Genomic DNA, 17,271 nt, shown 5'->3' with positions numbered 1-17,271 from the left:
AACGAGCTTGAGACCGAGATTTCCGATGAACAAAGATGCGCTGCTGAAGAAACTGAACGATAAGACGGCTGTTATCGGTATCGTCGGGCTCGGTTACGTTGGGTTGCCGCTGTCCCTTCGCTATTCGGAAATCGGCTATAAGGTGGTCGGTTTCGATATCGACCAGAGCAAGGTCGATGTTCTCAAGCAGGGCCAGACCTATATCGAGCACATTGCCACCGATGGCATTGCCAAGGCGATCCAGAGAGGTTTCGAGCCCACCTCCAACCTGTCCCGGGCCCGAGACGTCGATGCTCTGATCCTGTGCGTCCCGACGCCACTGAACAAGTACCGTGAGCCGGACCTGAGCTTCGTCCTGAATACCGTCGAGGCCCTGCTGCCGCACCTGAGGGCCGCACAGGTTATCTCCCTGGAGAGCACGACCTATCCCGGCACGACCGAAGAGGAGTTGCGCCCCCGGATCGAGAAGGCCGGGTTCTCGGTGGGAGACGACATTTTCCTCGTGTTCTCGCCCGAGCGCGAAGACCCGGGCAACCCGAAATTTACCACCCGAAATATTCCGAAGGTCTGCGGCGGCACCACGCCGTCCTGCCTCGAGGTGGGGCTTGCCCTCTACGGTCAGGTGATCGACACGGTCGTCCCGGTAAGCTCGACTCAGGCCGCTGAGCTGACGAAGCTCCTCGAGAACATCCACCGTGCCGTCAATATCGGCCTCGTCAACGAGATGAAGATTATCGCCGACCGGATGCGCATCGACATCCATGAGGTCATCCGGGCGGCCGCCACCAAGCCGTTCGGGTTCGTGCCCTACTATCCCGGCCCGGGTCTCGGCGGGCACTGCATCCCGATCGATCCGTTCTACCTCACCTGGAAGGCCCGCGAATACGGTCTTCACACCCGCTTCATCGAGCTTGCGGGCGAGATCAACAGCACGATGCCCGAATGGGTCGTGGAAAAGATTGCCGATGCCCTGAACGACCGTGAGAAGTCGATCCGCGGCAGCCGGATCCTGGTTCTCGGCATCGCTTACAAGAAGAACGTCGACGACATGCGGGAATCACCCTCCGTCGAGCTGATGAGCCTTCTGCAGGCGAAAGGTGCGCAGATCGCCTACAGCGATCCGCATGTGCCGACCTTCCCGAAGATGCGCCGCTACGCGTTCGACCTTGTAAGCGTCGATCTGACCGCCGAGGAACTGGCCAGCTACGACTTGGTGCTGCTGGCAACGGACCACGACCGGTTTGACTACGAAACCATCGAGAGGCACGCAAAGCTCATCGTGGATACCCGCGGTCGATATCTCGGTGCTCGCGCCAACGTGGTGAAGGCGTAAATCGTCTCTTGGCTGCCACAGCTGGCGAGTGGCAAATCAGCAGCCGCACCGGGCAGTCCACTCAAAGCCGGCCGGATTTCATACCGGCCGGTTCTCAGTTGCAGAGGAATGATCGGCTTGCAGGTTCTGGGACCCGGTCGATGATGAAGGACAAGACCTTGAGAACGAGTGGTTCGGGATTGCTAGAGACGCTGCGCGAGGTTCGCGATGGCTGGCGCTGGCATGAGTTATGGCTGACGCTCGGCTGGCGGGACGTGCAGTTGCGCCACCGCCGCTCGCGGTTGGGGCCGTTCTGGATTTCGCTCAGCATGGCATTCGTCGCGGCCTGCATGGGCACGATCTACAGCGCCATCATGCAGGTGCCGGCGCACGAGTATGTTCCTTACCTCGTGACGGGCTTTATGACCTGGAACCTGCTGTCGGCCTTCGTGAGCGACGGCAAGGATGCCTTCGTCGGAAACGCTTCGGCGATCAGAGAAATCGCAGTCCCGGGCGTCGTCTATGTCTATCGCCTCCTATGGCGGAATTTGCTCATCTTCGGCTATAGCGCCCTCGTCTATGTCGCTGTTCTGCTCGTTTTTCAGATCTGGCCCTTCCCCGAACTGCTTTGGGCTCTCCCGGCTCTTGGACTGATCCTTCTGAACGGCGTCTGGCTCGGCCTGCTTCTCGGGCTCATCAATGTGCGCTACCGCGACTTCGGCCACATGATCCCCAATGCCATGCGCCTGATCTTCTTCATCACGCCCATTCTCTGGTATGCGGATCGTGTGGACGGGCCTCGTGCTCTCGTCGTCTATCTTAATCCTGCATACTACATGATGGAGGTTCTGCGGGCTCCGCTGCTCGGCCAGACGCCGGCCCCGCTTGTCTGGACCGTGGCGATTGCAGTTACCATTGTCGGCTGGGCGGTAACCTTGCCGATCTATGCTTATTGGCGTCGCCGGATCACCTTCTGGATCTAAGGGGGCAATCATGGCTTTTGTAAAACTCGAGAAAGTGACGCTGGATTACCCGGTCCTGGAAAGCAAGGTCAGAAAAGGGCAGACGCCCGGCCAGCCAACCAACGCCATCGGCGGACAATTGACGAGAGGCAAGGCGGGGTATTTGCTCGTGCGAGCCCTTCAGAATCTGTCGTTCACCCTTGAACCGGGAGATCGCCTGGCCCTTGTTGGGCATAACGGAGCGGGCAAGTCGACGCTGCTGCGCCTCATGGCCGGACTGTACGCCCCCACATTCGGCCGTGTGACTGTGCAAGGACGCGTTGCGCCGCTGCTCAACCTCGGCTTCGGTCTCGACGCGGAATCGACAGGCTACGAGAACATTTTCATCCGGGGTCTCTACCTTGGAATGAGCCGCGCCGAGATCAAGGAAAAGATCGACAGCATCGCCGAGTTCAGCGGGCTTGGCGAATTCCTGGACCTTCCAATGCGGACCTATTCCTCCGGCATGCGGGCGCGCTTAGGCTTTGCCATTTCAACGCATGTCGACACCGATATCCTGCTGCTCGACGAGGTTGTGGCAACCGGCGACGCCGCCTTCATCCACAAGGCCAATGAGAAGCTGGAGAACTTCGCCAGGGATGCGAAGATCATGGTGCTGGCCTCGCACTCCAACAAGGTCTTGAGGGAGCTCTGCAACAAGGCTCTGCTGCTGGAACATGGAAAGCTGAAGGCCTTCGGCACCGTCGAGGAGGTCCTTGAGATCTACAAGAATGCGGCCGGTGTGAGCGCAGACTGAAGGCGATCTTCCTGGACCTCGTCCCGGAGGTTTCCATGGTCGATGGTCGGGCGTAAAGGGAAGGACAAGGATTGCAGGAAGAGCGTCAAGCCGGATTCCAGGTCCCGCACCGGGGATCTGAGGGGCTAAAGGATTTCCAGGCCTGCGCATTTGCGAGCAGTGAGATTGAGAGCAGATGACCGAGGACGCCTTTCCCAACGCGCCGAAGAGCGATGTCGCCGCACTGCAGGCCGAGATCGGGAAGCAGCACGAGGAGATCCGGGATCTCCAGCTCACGATCAGGGATCTGCAGTCTGAGATCAAAGGGCTTCGCGGCTCTCTCTCCTGGAGGCTGACGCGCCCCTTGCGTGCCCTGGCCCATCGTCTCCCGCGCGTGATCGCGTTGGGTTATCGGGCCGTCCATTGGACAAGAGATTGCATCGCATCGATCCTGCCGAGGAGGACCATCCAGGTCCTGCTCAATAATCGCTGGCGGGTCAGGGACGATATCGGGGACCGGATCGCCGCCTATCGTGCCGCGGCTCCTGGAGGACAACGAAGGATCGTCTTCTATACCGCCATCTATGGCGAGTACGACACTCTGCTGCTTCCGGAAAGCATCGACCCGGATGTCGATTATGTTTGCTTCACGGATCGACCGCGCAACGATTACGGCGTCTGGCAGATGCGCGCGGCACCGTTCTTCCATCCCGATCCGACGCGCATTGCACGGTGGGTGAAGACGCATCCGCACGAGCTGTTTCCCGCACATGACGTTGCGGTGTGGCTGGATGCCAACATCGTGCTCAAGGGCGATGTTCGCTGGTACATCGACACGGTCAGGCGCGGTGGCGCGCATCTGGGGCTTGTCTCCCATCCTCACCGGGTCTGCTTCTATGAGGAGGCGAAGGCCTGCAAGCTGTTGAAGAAGGATTCCGTCAAGGTCATCGACGCACAGGTGGAGCATTACCGGACCCATGGATTGCCCCTGAACCAGCCCTTGTTCGAGACAGGCTTCATGGTGGTCCCGTTGACGAACAAGGAGAGCGCCGCTGCCCTGCAGGCCTGGTGGCAGCAAATCGAGCGCTTCAGCCGTCGCGACCAGTTGGGGTTCGCCTGGGTGACCCACCGGTTTCCCGCTCTCCAAATCGCCCAACTCCTGCCGCAGGGGGCCTCAGTCCGGGATCATGAGGACTTCAGCTATTTCCGGCACAAGTTTGCGCGCGCCTTGATCGTTCCCGACGCTCTTCTCCGATTGGGCAGGGTTGCAAGCCCGCTGGAGGGAAAAGCTTTCTCCAACGTCAAGGACGAACGCCTCAAAACCCTGGCCCGGGTTCCAATCGATATCGTCGTCTGCGTTCACAACGCATTGGAGGATGTTCGCCTCTGCCTCGAGTCGGTTCAGGCTCACCTGCTTCCCGAACACCGCATCATCCTCGTCAATGACTGCTCCGACGAGGCGACGAGTGCCTACCTGCGCGCGTTCGTATCCCGTGAAGGGCAGGCGCAACTGCTCGAGAACGAGCGGAACCTCGGCTATACACGATCGGCCAACCGCGGTATGGCAGCCGGCACGGCCGGGTTCCGCATCCTTCTCAACAGCGACACGATCGTGAGCCGCAACTGGGCGTTGAAGTTGCTCGATGCCGCCAACACGAGCGAGAGGATCGGCATTGTCGGCCCGCTCTCGAACGCGGCCGGCGCCCAATCGATCCCGTCCATCAAGGACACGAGCAACAACACCGCCATCAACGAACTGCCGCAGGGGCTCAGCCCATCCGATCTTGACCTTGCCTGCGAACGGTGGAGCCTGGCGGATCTCCTGCCGCGCGTGCCGCTCGTGCATGGCTTCTGCTTCGGCGTGAAAAAAGAGGTCATCGATGCGATCGGCCTCTTCGATGAAGAGAATTTCAAGCTCTTCTATGGTGAGGAAAACGACTACTGCTTCCGGGCTGTCGCTGCAGGATTTGAGCTTGCGGTTGCAACGAATACTTTCGTATTTCACCACAAGTCTCGGAGCATCGATGAGGAGAAGCGCCTTCTTCACATGGCTGAGGCGTGGACGCGACTGCGAGAGCTCTACGGTGCCCAGAACATCCTGAAGGCCCATTCCCAGGTCGCGGATCATCCCCTCCTGGAGCGGATCAGGGATGAAGCCAAGCTTTACTTCAGATTGGCCTAATAGGGCCTGCCGGAGGGTAAAGGTGAAGGTTGAGTCTTCGTGAGATGTGGCTTATCGCCCTTGGCGGGACAGGTGGGCCGGCCAGCCATGGACGATATTACTGTTATCGGCTAGTAGCCTATCCAATCAAGGCAGGTCAGGTGGGTCGGAGCGCTGGCTCACCCCCGGGCAGGGCACAGGGCTGACACAGCCGTTGGCGGGAAGAGCAAGATTCATGGCAAAGAAATACTTGGTAACCGGGGGCGCCGGATTTATTGGTTCTGCAGTCGTTCGCACGCTCATCCGGAGCACGCCGCATCAGGTTCTGGTCGTCGACAAGCTCACCTATGCCGGAAATCGGGATTCGCTCAGCCCTGTGGTTGGCAACGAGCGGTACAGCTTCGTCCAAGCCGATATTGCGGATGCCAAGCGGATGGAGGAGATTGTCGGCGGATTCCAGCCGGACGTCATCATGCATCTGGCGGCCGAGAGCCATGTCGACCGTTCCATCGATGGCCCGGGGGAGTTCGTGCAGACGAATGTCGTCGGCACCTTCACGCTGCTCCAGGCCGCCCTGGCTTACTGGAACACGTTGAACGCCAATCGGCGCGATGCCTTTCGCTTCCATCACATTTCGACCGACGAGGTCTTCGGCTCCTTGGGCGAGGACGGCTTCTTCCACGAGGAATATCCCTATCAGCCCAACTCGCCTTACTCGGCCTCGAAGGCCGCATCGGACCATTTCGTCCGGGCCTGGCACCACACCTATGGCCTGCCGACGCTGATCACCAACTGCTCCAACAATTATGGGCCGTACCATTTTCCCGAGAAGCTCATTCCCCTCATGATCCTGAATGCGCTCGAGGGAAAGCCTCTGCCCGTCTATGGCAAGGGTGAGAACGTCCGCGACTGGCTCTATGTCGACGATCACGCGGAGGCGCTAATCCTGGTCGCCGAAAAGGGCAGGGTGGGGGAGAATTACAACATCGGCGGCTGGAACGAGCGCACGAACATCGATGTCGTCCGTTCCATCTGTCAGCTCGTCGACGAGATGGTGCCGAGCAATGCGATTGGACCACGGGAAAAGCTGATTTCCTATGTGACCGACCGGCCGGGCCACGATTTGCGCTATGCCATCGATGCCACCAAGATCGAGCGCGAATTGGGGTGGCGTCCGGCCGAGACCTTCGAGACCGGCTTGCGCAAGACCGTTGCCTGGTACCTTGACAACCAAGCTTGGTGGGAGCGCGTCCGCTCCGGTGTGTATCAGGGCGAGCGGCTCGGAATCGCGGTCTGAGCTTATTGCTCAGCCCACTGAAAGGTTACCCAGGCTGATAGTGCTGAACGTGAGTGAGGAAAGGTGTCACGTGCTTGTTGAGCCGACTGCAATCCCGGATGTGAAGATCGTGACTCCGCGACGCTTTGGCGACAATCGCGGATTCTTTTCCGAGACATACAACCTGCGACTTTTCGTAGAAGCTGGCATCAGTGCAGAATTTGTGCAGGATAATCACTCGTTATCCGCGACGGTCGGCACCGTGCGGGGACTACATTTTCAGAGCGAGCCGTTTGCCCAAGCTAAATTGATCCGAGTCGTGCGTGGCAGCATTCTCGATGTCGCAGTGGACCTCCGGCAGTCATCCCCGACATATGGCAATTATGTCGCCGTGACGCTTTCTGCCCAGAACGGCAGCCAGCTCTATGTGCCAGTCGGCTTTGCCCATGGCTTCTGCACACTCGAGCCCAACACAGAAATCCAGTATAAGGTCTCCTCCTATTATTCCGCAGCTCACGATCATGGGCTGCTTTGGAATGATCCGGTCCTGAAGATCAGCTGGCCGGTTGATCCAGAGAGGGCGATCCTCTCCGACAAAGACCGAAGTCAACCAAGACTGGCCGAATTGGCTGCTTACTTTCCATGATTTCGGGCTGAATGTACCTCGTCATGAGGGCAGCAGGTACCAAGGAGGCACTGTGATGAAGGGTATCATTCTGGCGGGTGGGAGCGGAACCCGACTGCATCCGATGACTTACGTCACATCGAAGCAGCTGCTTCCGATCTATGATAAGCCTATGATCTACTACCCGCTCACGACTCTCATGCTGGCTGGCGTCCGCGATATCCTCATCATCTCCACTCCTGATGATCTGCCGCGTTTCAAACAGCTCCTGGGTTCTGGTGAACAATGGGGAATTCGCCTGCGTTACGCGGAGCAACCGAGACCGGAAGGGCTTGCCCAAGCTTATATCATCGGTGGGGATTTTGTTGAGCGCGGGCCATCCGTGTTGATCCTGGGCGACAACGTCTATTATGGGCATGGGCTGACCGAATTGTTGCGTTCTGCTGCAAGACGCACTTCTGGAGCCACGGTCTTTGCGTATCATGTCACCGACCCCGACCGTTATGGGGTCGTTGAATTCGACAGCCAAGGTAAAGCCGTTTCCATTGAAGAGAAGCCGAAGAAGCCGCGGTCCAGCTGGGCTGTCACCGGGCTCTACTTTTACGACCATCAGGTGGTCGACATAGCTGCAAACCTGAAGCCATCAGCGCGGGGCGAATTAGAAATAACGGATGTCAATCAAGTTTACCTAGAAAGAGGTCAGCTCCAAGTCGAGTTGATGGGGCGCGGTTATGCTTGGCTCGATACAGGAACGCCGGATAGCCTTGTCGAAGCCGCCGAATTTGTCCGCGCTCTTGAAAAACGCCAGGGCTTCCGCATCGCGTGTCCCGAGGAAATCGCTTACAATTCTGGTTGGATTGATCGTACCGAGCTTTTGGTTCTTGCCGACCGCCTATCCAAAAGTACCTACGGGCAATATCTGCTCCGGATCGCCAAGGATGAAGGCTGAGAGCCATTCCTGCGGGTCATGAGAACGGCTCCGAGTCGCGGGCAAGGGAACACCGGAAGCGCATGGATGAAGGCGCGACGTGAGGCAACATCCGTCCTGGGATTTTTCCAGAACGGTTGTACGGCATGATCGAGATCCTCATGGGAAGTCGCTGAGTCGTGCGAGTTATCCGCGTTGTCGATGCAGAGGCGCTGCGGCGGGTTTTACAGGTCGTGGAGAGCTCGGCATGATCCCGGTACTCACCGGCGTGCGCGTGTGGCTGGCCACCGGCCACACCGATATGCGCAAAGGCTCGGCGCGTTATCGTTGCTCGTGCAGGAGACGCTCAGGCGGATGGCCGGTCTCCATCACGACCGCGTAGCTGAGTCACCTCCTAGAGGGGCGTCGACTTGCGCAATCCCTGGCCTGGTGGCCGGGCGGCTGCATGACGACGACACGCCGGTGCTGGCCAATGGCAAGACGAAATTAGTCACGGGCTGCCCATCCCCTCCTTACAAAAGTGACCCAACGCAGAGCAACGTCAATGAAAAGGGAAGCCCGACGAGTATGAGTCTGAGAGGCTGGCTATCTCCGCTCCGCCACAGCCCGAACAGTGCAAATGATAAGCCCAGAACCGCCGGAAAATAGTATCGCCCCTGTAGTCCGAGAGCGACCTTATAGCCGACCGGAGCGTAAGTCAGATAGAGCGGAACTAGTATGATCACGAAGAACGAAGCTGAAAGTACAATCAGGAAAATTCGATTTAGAAGCGCAAGACGCAGTGGTGTGGAGAGAGAGAGAACCGTCAGCGCCAGGATTAGGATGAAGTTGACTGAATTCGGGATCCAAATCGGGTAGCCGCCAGGAGGCAGGAAGAACTGATGGAGGTACGCAATCCCATACTCAGTGTATGTGGTGGCCATAACCCGAAAAAGATGTCCCGGCTGGCTGATCAGAAGTTGAAGCTGCTCCGCAGGATTCGCATTGTTCCCGATATAGGGAGATATCCGGGGCAGCCACATTACTGCCCCGACGAGGGCGGCTACAGATGGCAGCGCATATAATCCAGCCGAGCGGATATTGCCAAACCAAGCATGCTCCTTGCGGATCAAGATCAAAGAAATTGCTGCGTATGCGCCATAGATCAGTTTGCATGACCCAAGTAAAAAGCCAAGTGCTATTAAAGCTATGAGGTCTCCTCTAACCTCAGGGGCTTTTTTGGACGATATCACTTTTCCTGTAAAGGCTATCAGCAGAGACATCGTGATAGCATCTGCAGATACCGATGATCTTATAAAGAAGCAGAGCGGCGTAAAAATTAAGAATAAAAGAACATGATTTTGGGCGACGCTGCCCTTCAGTCCCCATCCGATGATCGAAGCGCAGAGAATGCATGTAAGGATTCTTGCAAAATAAAGTTTTTCTTCGACGCTCAGCCCAAAGCCATCCCCTAGAGCTATCGCGAGCCCACCGGCTAGATATGGAACGGGCGAATAAATATTGGCGGAGTTCAGGGACAGAACACTGCATGCCCCTCCTTGCTGGATGACCTGCTCACGGACATCCTGAAAATAGGCCATTGGGGCGTACTTCGATCCGATGACCAGATAATCGGAACAAGAGATTGGCACGCCATTCCGTTCCGGGGTGTTCACCAAATGCAAGCGGCTGATCTCATAAGCACGCAAAAAATGCGCCGGCTCATCAGGAAGAACGAACGGCGGTATGATAATTGCTGCAAATATGCCAATAACCAAACCTAAGATTTGTAAGACACAAAATACCCGAGATAGGCCGAAGTTCAGCCACCTGGTTTCCATGTAGTTCGCAGTTTGGGAAGGTATCAACGGTATTTGCTTCATTTCATTCGAACTTCGTTCATACGCTCATCTTGCTAGGTCAACTACATGCCAAATCATATACTGTTGCATGGTGTTGCGCGAGTATACTCAGTAACAGGCTCTTTAGTTCCTCGGGCAGGACATTGCTCTTCAGCGGCCGTGCCATGAAAATATCGTATGTGCAAGCATGATGCGTGGCTCGATTGTGCCGGACGAGTGCGACTGGCTCACTCATCTTGGGATGCTGATTATGCGCAGGGCCTGTGGCAAAGGTCGGCATTTGCATTATGATACTGATAATCGGAGAAGAGATGTGCGGCGAGAAACAAGCAATCGCATTCGCTTTGTCATAGAGGACTTGATTCCGCCGGCACTGAAAGACTCTGCTTTGTTTCGGTGCCTCGGCCGGATGGTTTATGGCCCCTATATCGATCATATGGCCGATTTTCGCAAGCGCGCGCCATTTCTGACCGAGAAAGAGTACGAGAAACTTTATCGAGAATATCCACACATTCACAGTGGCACAGATAATTCTTCGGCCTGCCTTGCCCAGGCGACATCAGATATTGTCGGGACATCTGTTTGTGATGTGGGGTGTGGCAACGGGTATCTGCTCAATTACATTCAGACGCACGCAGTCTCGGACTTCCGCCGCCTTGTCGGTATGAACTTCGATGTTCCGTCAGCTACCAATATTCAACGAGTGGAATTTGTCGAAGGAAAAAGTCGAAAATCTTCCCTTTAGAGATGATGAATTCGATATAGTTGTCTTCACTCATGTCATCGAGCATATCCTTGATTACAAAACAGCAATTTCTGAGTTGAGGCGCATAGCTGCTCGGAAGCTTAGCACTACAGTTGCACGCTGCACTGGCGCCCTAATTACCTCCTGATCTGATACAGGAGGCTGCCATGTCAGGCGTGGCCATCGAGCAGATGCTCGAACTCTGGTGTGTGGAGTTGCGTCAGGTCAAAGCTGATCTCAAACCCCAGTTTGCTCATCCCAGCGCCGCGGCCTCCGCGGCCGCCTTCCTCGACGGTCTGCTCGGGCCGGAGCGGCGCAAGACCGGCTGGATGCGGGCGGAAGCCGCCGGTGATCCGGGACCATGGCGCCAGCAGGCGGTGCTCGGGCGCAGCCACTGGGACGCGGATGCTTTGCGGGACATGGTGCGCGACTATGCGCTCGAGACGCTCGCCTCTCCCGGAGCGGTACTGGTGATCGATGAGACCGGCTTTCTCAAGCAGGGGCAGAACTCGTGCGGGGTGGGACGCCAGTACACTGGGTCAGCCGGCAAGATTGCCAGCTGCCAGATCGGCGTGTTTGCCGCTTACGCGTCGGACAAGGGCTGCGCCTTGATCGACCGCCAGCTCTATCTGCCCAAGGACTGGACGACGAAGCCCGAGCGCCTGGCCACGGCTCACGTGCCCGATGCGATCCGCTTCGTCACCAAGCCGCAGATCGCCGCCGCGATGATCGAGCGGGCCCTGGCGGCCGGCGTACCGTTTGAGTGGGTGGCCACCGACACCATCTATGGGGCCCTGGCCATGCAGCTGCGCCGAGCTGGCAAGGGTTACGTGCTGGGCGTTCAAGCCACAGACCGCTTCAATTCCTGGGACAAGAGCCCGCCGGTGGCCGGCACGGCCGCGACGATTGCACAGGGGCTTGCTCCCAAGACCTGGCAGCGTCTGTCGGCCGGGATCGGCACCAAGGGGCCGCGCCTGTATGATTGGGCCTATGTCGCGTTGGCCGATCTCGAGGCCGAGGAATTCAACGAGGCGCTGACCGGCCTGTGGACGCGCGGCCTGCTGATCCGGCGCAGCATCAGCGATCAGGATCTGGCGTTCTTCTCGACCTGGTGCCCGGCCGGCACACCGATGGAGACCCTGGTGCGGGTGGAGGGCCAGCGCTGGGCGATTGAGGATGCGTTCGAGACCGCGAAGACGGAGTTGGGGCTGACGCACAATGAGACGCGTTCGTGGCACGGTTGGCATCGGCATGTGTCGCTGGTGATGCTGGCGTTTGCCATGATGACGGTGGTGCGTGAGCACGCCAACCGCCTTACCTCACCCCAAAAACGAAACGACGAAGCCCGACTGCAGCGCTGGTATGCTGGTCTGTCCAGGAAATCCGCCGGGTTGCCACACGCCTCCAGCAGCGCCGGATCGAGCCGGCCTTCGTGATCGCCTGGTCCGCGTGGCGACGAGCGCATCAGGCCAGGGCGCAAGCCTCACATCGCAAACGAAAGGTGCAACTGTAGTGTTAGAGCCTCGGACCGGAAATGAGACTCCTGGCTTCTGTGCGAGGCCGAGCTGTGATTCACTGCCTGGACTGGGAGGTGGATTATGGGTCATTGCTATTCCCTGGATCTGCGGGTGCGCGTCGCCGACTTTGTCGATGCAGGTCATTCCTGCCGGGCGGCAGCCCAGCACTTTGACGTCAGCGAGAGTTTCGCCATCAAGCTGGTGCAGCGGAAGCGGCGGTTCGGCTCGCCGGCACCGGCCCGGCAAGGCCGTCCGCCCGGACGCGGCAAGCTGGTGCCCTATGAGAGCTTCTTGATCCAGACGGTCGAGGCCGAGCCGGCCATCACCATGCCCGAGCTGGCCGCAAGGCTGCTGACTGAGCATGGGATCGTTGCGGCTCCCGCGATGCTCTCGCGCTTCCTGTGCCGGCACGGCTTCTCATATAAAAAAATGCCTGATGGCGGCGGAGTGCGCACGCGCCGATGTGCGGGATGAGCGCCGGGTCTGGCATGCCCAGCGCCAGCCGCGCATGCGCCAGGAGACGCACCGGCTGGTGTTCCTGGACGAGACGTATGTCAACACCAAGATGACGCGCCTGCGCGGGCGGAGCCGCAGGGGCCAGCGCCTACGCATGAAAGCTCCCTTTGGACACTGGAAAACCCATACCTTTCTGGCTGGGCTACGGTGCAACGAGTTGTGCGCGCCGTGGATCATCGATGGCCCGATCACCCGGTTGGCGTTCGAGGCTTACATTGAGACGCAGCTCGCGCCGACGCTGCGCAAAGGCGATGTGGTGATCCTCGACAACCTGGCTGTCCACAAGAGCGAGAAGGCCGCTCAGTGTCTGAAGCAACGCGGAGCCTGGTTCCTGTTTTTACCTGCTTATTCGCCTGATCTTAATCCAATTGAACAGGCCTTTGCCAAGATCAAAGCGCACTTGCGCAAGGCCGAGGCCCGAACGTTCGACGCGCTCTGGCGAGCGCTCGGTGAGATCTGCAACCTGTTCGAACCACAAGAGTGCTGGAACTACCTTAAGGCTGCCGGATATGCGTCCGTTTAACCGTCCGATGCTCTAGAGCCTGTCCGAGTGAAAGTTGAATCCGAGCAATGACTTGTGCTTCACTGGTTGGCGCCGATTTGCGGAGGGTCCCATGTGGACCCCAGAGAACCGAGGTCGCTACGCTCGCACAGGTTTGCGCTACCCGAGCGACCTGGCGGATGCCGAATGGGATCTGGTGCGACCGTTTCTGCGCCGTCGCACGAGGTCCGGGCCAGTGCCGGAGCGCTTGCGCGAGATCCTCAATGCCGTTCTGTACGTCTTGAGCACAGGCTGCCAGTGGCGGGCTTTGCCCAGAGACCTGCCGCCGCGCAGCACCGTGCACGGCTGGTTCGTGCGCTGGCATTGCGATGGCGTGCTCGAGCGCCTGCACTTCGCGCTCTACCAGCAGGTCCGCGAGCTTGAGGGACGCCACGCCAGTCCCACCGCCGCGATCGTCGACAGCCAGAGCGTCAAGAGCGCCGAAAAAGGGGGAGGCCTATCGATCCGATCGGCGATGACGCGGCCAAGACAGTCAAAGGCAAGAAGCGTCACCTTATCGTCGACACGCTGGGCCTGATGCTCGGGCTGAATGTGACACCGGCCGATGTGCAGGATCGGGAGGGCTTTCTGCCGCTTCTGACGAGTGTGCGGCGCGTGTTCGTGTTCCTGCAGCGCCTGTTTGCCGATGGCGCCTACAGTGGCGCAGCAACAGCCGCGACCGCGAAACGGACCGGCAAGGTGGTTCTGGAGATTGTCAAACGATCGGATGCCGCCAAAGGCTTCGTGGTGGTCGCGAAGCGGTGGGTTGTCGAGAGAACCTTCGGGTGGCTCGGCCGCTGCCGCCGGCTGGTCAAGGATTTTGAGAACCTCACGCGCACGCAGCTGGCGTTCGTGCAACTCGCCATGATCCGGCTCATGACCCGCAGGATCGCAAGGCTTTGTCAAAGCTCATGAATCGCTCGGACCGACTCTTATCATCATAGTTCCCTTGGAGAGGGAATCAATTTATACTTTCAATCCTCACTTTAACTTTTTTCCTTATCAACATAGTTTTCTGCGCGCCATGGTCCCGGTCCCTGAAGATTATATCTGCAGGGAGATCGGGCGTGACATCTAGTATCGTGAGGATATCAAGCTGCCTTAAAGTGCAGAATTTTATTCAAATTGATTCCGAAGGATGTTGAAATCAAACTTTACCTGCAAGCTGCAATAGCTTCTTTTCACAAATATTCTATCCACTTGCTAGTATGGCTAGGCCAAAGATTATTACTCCTACGCCTAAATATTGAACTGTACTTAAGCTTTCTTTAAATACAACAACACCTATGGTGATAACTATGACGATTGTTATAGCTTGCGCCGCATATGCAATTGTAAGGGGCCAAACTTTAAGCGTGAAAACCCAGAGAAGCGTTGCCACGCCATAGGTGAAAAGCGCAATTATGAAGGGAGGGCTGAGCAAAAAATCCCATTTGTTCAGAGTGGCGCGGCCAGCGGAGAGCTTGAATAAGACTTGGCCTGCGGCTAGAAGGGCAATGGTTCCGAGAAGGAAAAGGTATCTCATGGGCCTTAAGCAATAATTTGGCTCAGTTAAGGGATAACGGCCCATACACACAAGTGTGAAATTTATGAAGTGTGACATCTGTTCCGCCACGTTGGAAATGGACGTGCTCCCGGATACTTTTTGCTGTCCGTCATGTGGCTTCTTCAAAAGCACATTCCGTGTTCAGATCAATGAGATTCAAAGGATCGATGAATCGGCACGGGAGCAGGCCCTAAAGCCGATCCGGACGGCGAATTTCAAGCAGCTTCTGGACGAGTGCGGCCCGCTCCTGCCGCTGGCTGCGCACATCCTCGACGTTGGGTGCGCCCATGGGTGGTTTTTGGAGGCAGCGAAGAAGCGGGGCTACGAGGCGAGCGGCATTGAACCTGATCGCGAGATGGCCCAAAAGGCCCATTCGGCAGGTCATTCAGCTATTGTCGGGTTTTTCCCGGATGCGCTTCCTGTCGGCGAACAATATGATGCAATCACATTTAATGACGTATTTGAACATTTGCCCGATGTCGAAGGTATGGCACAAGCCGTCCATGCCCGCCTCAAGCCTGACGGTTTGGCTCTGATCAACCTTCCTGTTTCAGACGGAATGGTGTTTCGATCGACCCGCATCGCAGCGAAGCTTGGATTGAGTGGCCCGCTCGAGCGCATGTGGCAGAAGGGCTTGCCATCGCCACACCTAAGTTACTTTTCGGCACGCACGTTGCGCATGCTTATGGAGAGTGTTGGTTTCACGTTGGTGAAGCAGGGAAATCTTAATGCCATCGCCACCGAGGGGTTATATGCGCGTATTCGATATGACAAAAATGTCAGCACGTGGAAGGCATTAGGGATCTATGGAGCTGCACACGTCATGAGACTAGTTGGACGCGTTACGGCGTCAGATATTCAATACTTTGCATTCAAGAAAAGCGGACTTCACGGAGTTTCGAATTGATCGGTGGCGTCAGAGTCGGAGTTGTCATCCCTTGCTATAAGGTGACGCGCCATATCAAAGGTGTGATCAGTCGCATAGGGCCGGAGGTAGATGCCATCCTGTGCGTCGATGATGCCTGTCCGGAAGGCTCCGGAGACTTCATCGCAGCACATTGCTCAGACCCTCGTATCAAAGTGATCCGGAACGAGCGAAATCGGGGTGTCGGTGGCGCAATGATCCGAGGCTACCGCGAAGCAATTGAAATGGACTTGGATGTCGTCATCAAAATTGATGGTGACGGCCAAATGGATCCTGTTCTGCTGGGCCAGTTTGCTGATCCTATCGTCCACGGTCTCGCCGACTATACAAAAGGTAATCGCTTCTATAGCCCTGAGTTCCTGGAGCAGATGCCGAAAGTTCGTGTTTTCGGAAACGCTATTCTTTCTTTTATGACGAAGCTGTCGTGCGGTTATTGGGACATATTCGATCCGACAAACGGGTATACTGCAATTAGTGCAAGAGTGTTGAGAATCATGAATCTCGACAGGTTGCATGAGCGATACTTTTTCGAAAGTGACATGCTTTTCCGTTTGAACATCATTCGGGCAAAAGTCGTCGACATTCCGATGCTGGCAAAGTACGCCGATGAGGAAAGCGGGCTTAAGATAAGCAAAATCATCGGACCATTCATGCTTGGCCATCTCAAGAACATGGCCAAAAGAATCGGCTACAATTACTATCTTCGCGACTTCAACGTCGCCTCGTTGGAATTGCTCAGCTCAATATTGCTGATCTCATTTGGTACCGTCTTTGGACTTTATAAGTGGGTCACTGAAAGCGCCCAAGGCGATGTAGCGACAGCTGGCGCGGTCATGATATCCGCGTTGCCAATCATCATCGGGGTGCAGTTGCTTCTTGCGGCGCTTTCATACGATGTGTCCTCCGTTCCCAGGGAGGCCATACATCCCAACCTTTCCAACACACTACATTCAAGGCGTTCTGATCAGGCCCATGCAACTCTCTTAGCGGGACATGCGAATCCCTCTGCAGATCAGGAAGCGTGAACCAGAACAATTGCAAAACGACTTCCGCCAAACACCCCGATGGCGGACGAATTACAGAAGCACTGTCCGCCCGGCCGATCGTAAGCGGTGTTCTCGCCGCACCTTACATTCGCATGTCTGAGCAGCGAGACTGACGATCTCTGATTGGGGATCGTTTTGTGTCGATGGTTGACCATATGCTTGAGCCGCCCCGAGCGGTGCGGCGCCTGGAAGTGATCACTGGGGCTCGCGGACGCCGGCGCTGGTCAGCCGATGAGAAGGCGCGGATCCTGGAGGAGGCCATGGCGCCGGGCGCGGTGGTGTCTGGCGTGGCCCGCCGCAACGGCATGTCGCCCCAGCACCTGTTCACCTGGCGTCGTCAGGCCAAGTGCGAGGCGGACGATTCTCCGCTGGGCTTTACCCCGGTTGTTGTCGCCCCTGACGTGCCGCAGCCCACCCCGGCAGCCTGCCGGGAGGCGGTAATCGAGATTGTCGTGGAGGGCGCCGTCATTCGCGTCCCGTCCGGAGCCGATGGAGCGACATTGGCCCTCGTGCTGCATGCGCTCAAGAGCCTGCGATGATCGGACCGAGCGGGAC

16 protein-coding genes and 1 pseudogene are annotated in these 17,271 nt (G+C 57.5%); 15 read left to right on the top strand and 2 right to left on the bottom strand.

All coding sequences use genetic code 11. The features are described 5' to 3' along the window. The first annotated feature begins 25 nt into the window (after positions 1-25). The 7 genes from BB934_RS05400 to rfbA all read left to right on the top strand — a co-directional run bounded on the left by BB934_RS05400 (position 26) and on the right by rfbA (position 8,060). Complete coding sequence (locus tag BB934_RS05400; RefSeq protein ID WP_099508713.1) at positions 26-1,333, top strand: nucleotide sugar dehydrogenase; 1,308 nt, start codon at positions 26-28, stop codon at positions 1,331-1,333. A 140-nt stretch (positions 1,334-1,473) separates the two neighbouring features. Then, the gene (locus BB934_RS05395; RefSeq protein WP_099508712.1) at positions 1,474-2,295 is read left to right on the top strand and encodes an ABC transporter permease; all 822 of its coding nucleotides are present in this window, start codon (positions 1,474-1,476) and stop codon (positions 2,293-2,295) included. 10 nt (positions 2,296-2,305) lie between these two features. Then, entirely contained in the window at positions 2,306-3,070 is a 765-nt protein-coding gene (locus BB934_RS05390) for an ABC transporter ATP-binding protein (RefSeq protein ID WP_099508711.1), read from the top strand. A 175-nt stretch (positions 3,071-3,245) separates the two neighbouring features. After that, positions 3,246-5,231, top strand: coding sequence for a glycosyltransferase (locus tag BB934_RS05385; RefSeq protein ID WP_099508710.1), 1,986 nt, complete (start codon positions 3,246-3,248; stop codon positions 5,229-5,231). Between the two features lie 214 nt (positions 5,232-5,445). Further along, a complete protein-coding gene (gene rfbB / locus BB934_RS05380; RefSeq protein ID WP_099508709.1) occupies positions 5,446-6,507 on the top strand; it encodes a dTDP-glucose 4,6-dehydratase in 1,062 nt (353 codons plus the stop codon). 70 nt (positions 6,508-6,577) lie between these two features. Further along, positions 6,578-7,132 carry a dTDP-4-dehydrorhamnose 3,5-epimerase gene (gene rfbC, locus BB934_RS05375; protein WP_099508708.1) on the top strand — a complete coding sequence of 185 codons (555 nt, stop codon included), beginning with the start codon at positions 6,578-6,580 and terminating at the stop codon, positions 7,130-7,132. Between the two features lie 55 nt (positions 7,133-7,187). Continuing rightward, positions 7,188-8,060 (top strand): glucose-1-phosphate thymidylyltransferase RfbA, encoded by an 873-nt coding sequence (gene rfbA, locus BB934_RS05370; protein ID WP_099508707.1) that lies wholly within the window; start codon positions 7,188-7,190, stop codon positions 8,058-8,060. Positions 8,061-8,551: 491 nt separating this feature from the next. On the opposite strand, the gene BB934_RS05365 is transcribed toward rfbA, so the two are convergent. Continuing rightward, positions 8,552-9,901 carry a DUF2142 domain-containing protein gene (locus BB934_RS05365; RefSeq protein WP_099508706.1) on the bottom strand — a complete coding sequence of 450 codons (1,350 nt, stop codon included), beginning with the start codon at positions 9,899-9,901 and terminating at the stop codon, positions 8,552-8,554. A gap of 166 nt (positions 9,902-10,067) precedes the next feature. On the opposite strand from BB934_RS05365, the gene BB934_RS46900 reads away from it, so the two are divergent. The 5 genes and pseudogenes from BB934_RS46900 to BB934_RS05345 all read left to right on the top strand — a co-directional run bounded on the left by BB934_RS46900 (position 10,068) and on the right by BB934_RS05345 (position 14,114). Then, complete coding sequence (locus BB934_RS46900) at positions 10,068-10,625, top strand: class I SAM-dependent methyltransferase (RefSeq protein WP_157934049.1); 558 nt, start codon at positions 10,068-10,070, stop codon at positions 10,623-10,625. Next, complete coding sequence (locus tag BB934_RS50850) at positions 10,555-10,773, top strand: methyltransferase domain-containing protein (protein WP_099508705.1); 219 nt, start codon at positions 10,555-10,557, stop codon at positions 10,771-10,773. Before BB934_RS46900 ends, BB934_RS50850 begins: the two co-directional genes overlap by 71 nt. Before the next feature lie 19 nt (positions 10,774-10,792). Further along, a complete protein-coding gene (locus BB934_RS05355) occupies positions 10,793-12,061 on the top strand; it encodes an IS701 family transposase (protein ID WP_237050196.1) in 1,269 nt (422 codons plus the stop codon). Between the two features lie 162 nt (positions 12,062-12,223). Next, positions 12,224-13,181: pseudogene (locus BB934_RS05350) on the top strand (IS630 family transposase). A gap of 91 nt (positions 13,182-13,272) precedes the next feature. Continuing rightward, positions 13,273-14,114, top strand: a protein-coding gene (locus BB934_RS05345; protein WP_099508703.1) for an IS5 family transposase whose coding sequence is annotated in 2 segments (ribosomal slippage) — positions 13,273-13,657 and positions 13,657-14,114 — 843 coding nt in all. Because the reading frame shifts where the segments join, the coding sequence is not laid out codon by codon here. Between the two features lie 277 nt (positions 14,115-14,391). Here the strand turns inward: BB934_RS05345 and BB934_RS05340 are convergent. Continuing rightward, complete coding sequence (locus BB934_RS05340) at positions 14,392-14,724, bottom strand: SMR family transporter (RefSeq protein ID WP_157934047.1); 333 nt, start codon at positions 14,722-14,724, stop codon at positions 14,392-14,394. Between the two features lie 103 nt (positions 14,725-14,827). Here BB934_RS05340 and BB934_RS05335 point away from each other — a divergent pair, with 103 nt between their 5' ends. The 3 genes from BB934_RS05335 (at position 14,828) to tnpA (ending at position 17,255) form a co-directional block, all read left to right on the top strand. Beyond that, the gene (locus tag BB934_RS05335) at positions 14,828-15,652 is read left to right on the top strand and encodes a class I SAM-dependent methyltransferase (protein WP_157934046.1); all 825 of its coding nucleotides are present in this window, start codon (positions 14,828-14,830) and stop codon (positions 15,650-15,652) included. Further along, a complete protein-coding gene (locus BB934_RS05330; RefSeq protein ID WP_099508701.1) occupies positions 15,649-16,695 on the top strand; it encodes a glycosyltransferase family 2 protein in 1,047 nt (348 codons plus the stop codon). Before BB934_RS05335 ends, BB934_RS05330 begins: the two co-directional genes overlap by 4 nt. A gap of 164 nt (positions 16,696-16,859) precedes the next feature. After that, positions 16,860-17,255, top strand: a complete 396-nt coding sequence (gene tnpA / locus BB934_RS05325) for an IS66-like element accessory protein TnpA (protein WP_099508700.1) — start codon at positions 16,860-16,862, stop codon at positions 17,253-17,255. The last annotated feature ends 16 nt before the right edge of the window (positions 17,256-17,271 follow it).

It is taken from the genome of Microvirga ossetica, assembly GCF_002741015.1.
In the GTDB taxonomy this organism is placed as follows: domain Bacteria; phylum Pseudomonadota; class Alphaproteobacteria; order Rhizobiales; family Beijerinckiaceae; genus Microvirga; species Microvirga ossetica.
This window is presented reverse-complemented; position numbering and strand designations above follow the sequence as displayed.

Excerpts from the sequence above, each read along its gene's own strand:
- rfbA (WP_099508707.1), top strand. The coding sequence starts at position 7,188 with ATGAAGGGTATCATTCTGGCGGGTGGGAGCGGAACCCGACTGCATCCG.
- BB934_RS50850 (WP_099508705.1), top strand. The coding sequence starts at position 10,555 with ATGTTCCGTCAGCTACCAATATTCAACGAGTGGAATTTGTCGAAGGAA.
- BB934_RS05395 (WP_099508712.1), top strand. The coding sequence starts at position 1,474 with ATGATGAAGGACAAGACCTTGAGAACGAGTGGTTCGGGATTGCTAGAG.
- BB934_RS05355 (WP_237050196.1), top strand. The coding sequence starts at position 10,793 with ATGTCAGGCGTGGCCATCGAGCAGATGCTCGAACTCTGGTGTGTGGAG.
- BB934_RS05340 (WP_157934047.1), bottom strand. The coding sequence starts at position 14,724 with ATGAGATACCTTTTCCTTCTCGGAACCATTGCCCTTCTAGCCGCAGGC.
- tnpA (WP_099508700.1), top strand. The coding sequence starts at position 16,860 with ATGGTTGACCATATGCTTGAGCCGCCCCGAGCGGTGCGGCGCCTGGAA.
- BB934_RS05365 (WP_099508706.1), bottom strand. The coding sequence starts at position 9,901 with ATGAAGCAAATACCGTTGATACCTTCCCAAACTGCGAACTACATGGAA.
- BB934_RS46900 (WP_157934049.1), top strand. The coding sequence starts at position 10,068 with ATGATGCGTGGCTCGATTGTGCCGGACGAGTGCGACTGGCTCACTCAT.
- BB934_RS05400 (WP_099508713.1), top strand. The coding sequence starts at position 26 with ATGAACAAAGATGCGCTGCTGAAGAAACTGAACGATAAGACGGCTGTT.
- rfbB (WP_099508709.1), top strand. The coding sequence starts at position 5,446 with ATGGCAAAGAAATACTTGGTAACCGGGGGCGCCGGATTTATTGGTTCT.
- BB934_RS05390 (WP_099508711.1), top strand. The coding sequence starts at position 2,306 with ATGGCTTTTGTAAAACTCGAGAAAGTGACGCTGGATTACCCGGTCCTG.
- BB934_RS05385 (WP_099508710.1), top strand. The coding sequence starts at position 3,246 with ATGACCGAGGACGCCTTTCCCAACGCGCCGAAGAGCGATGTCGCCGCA.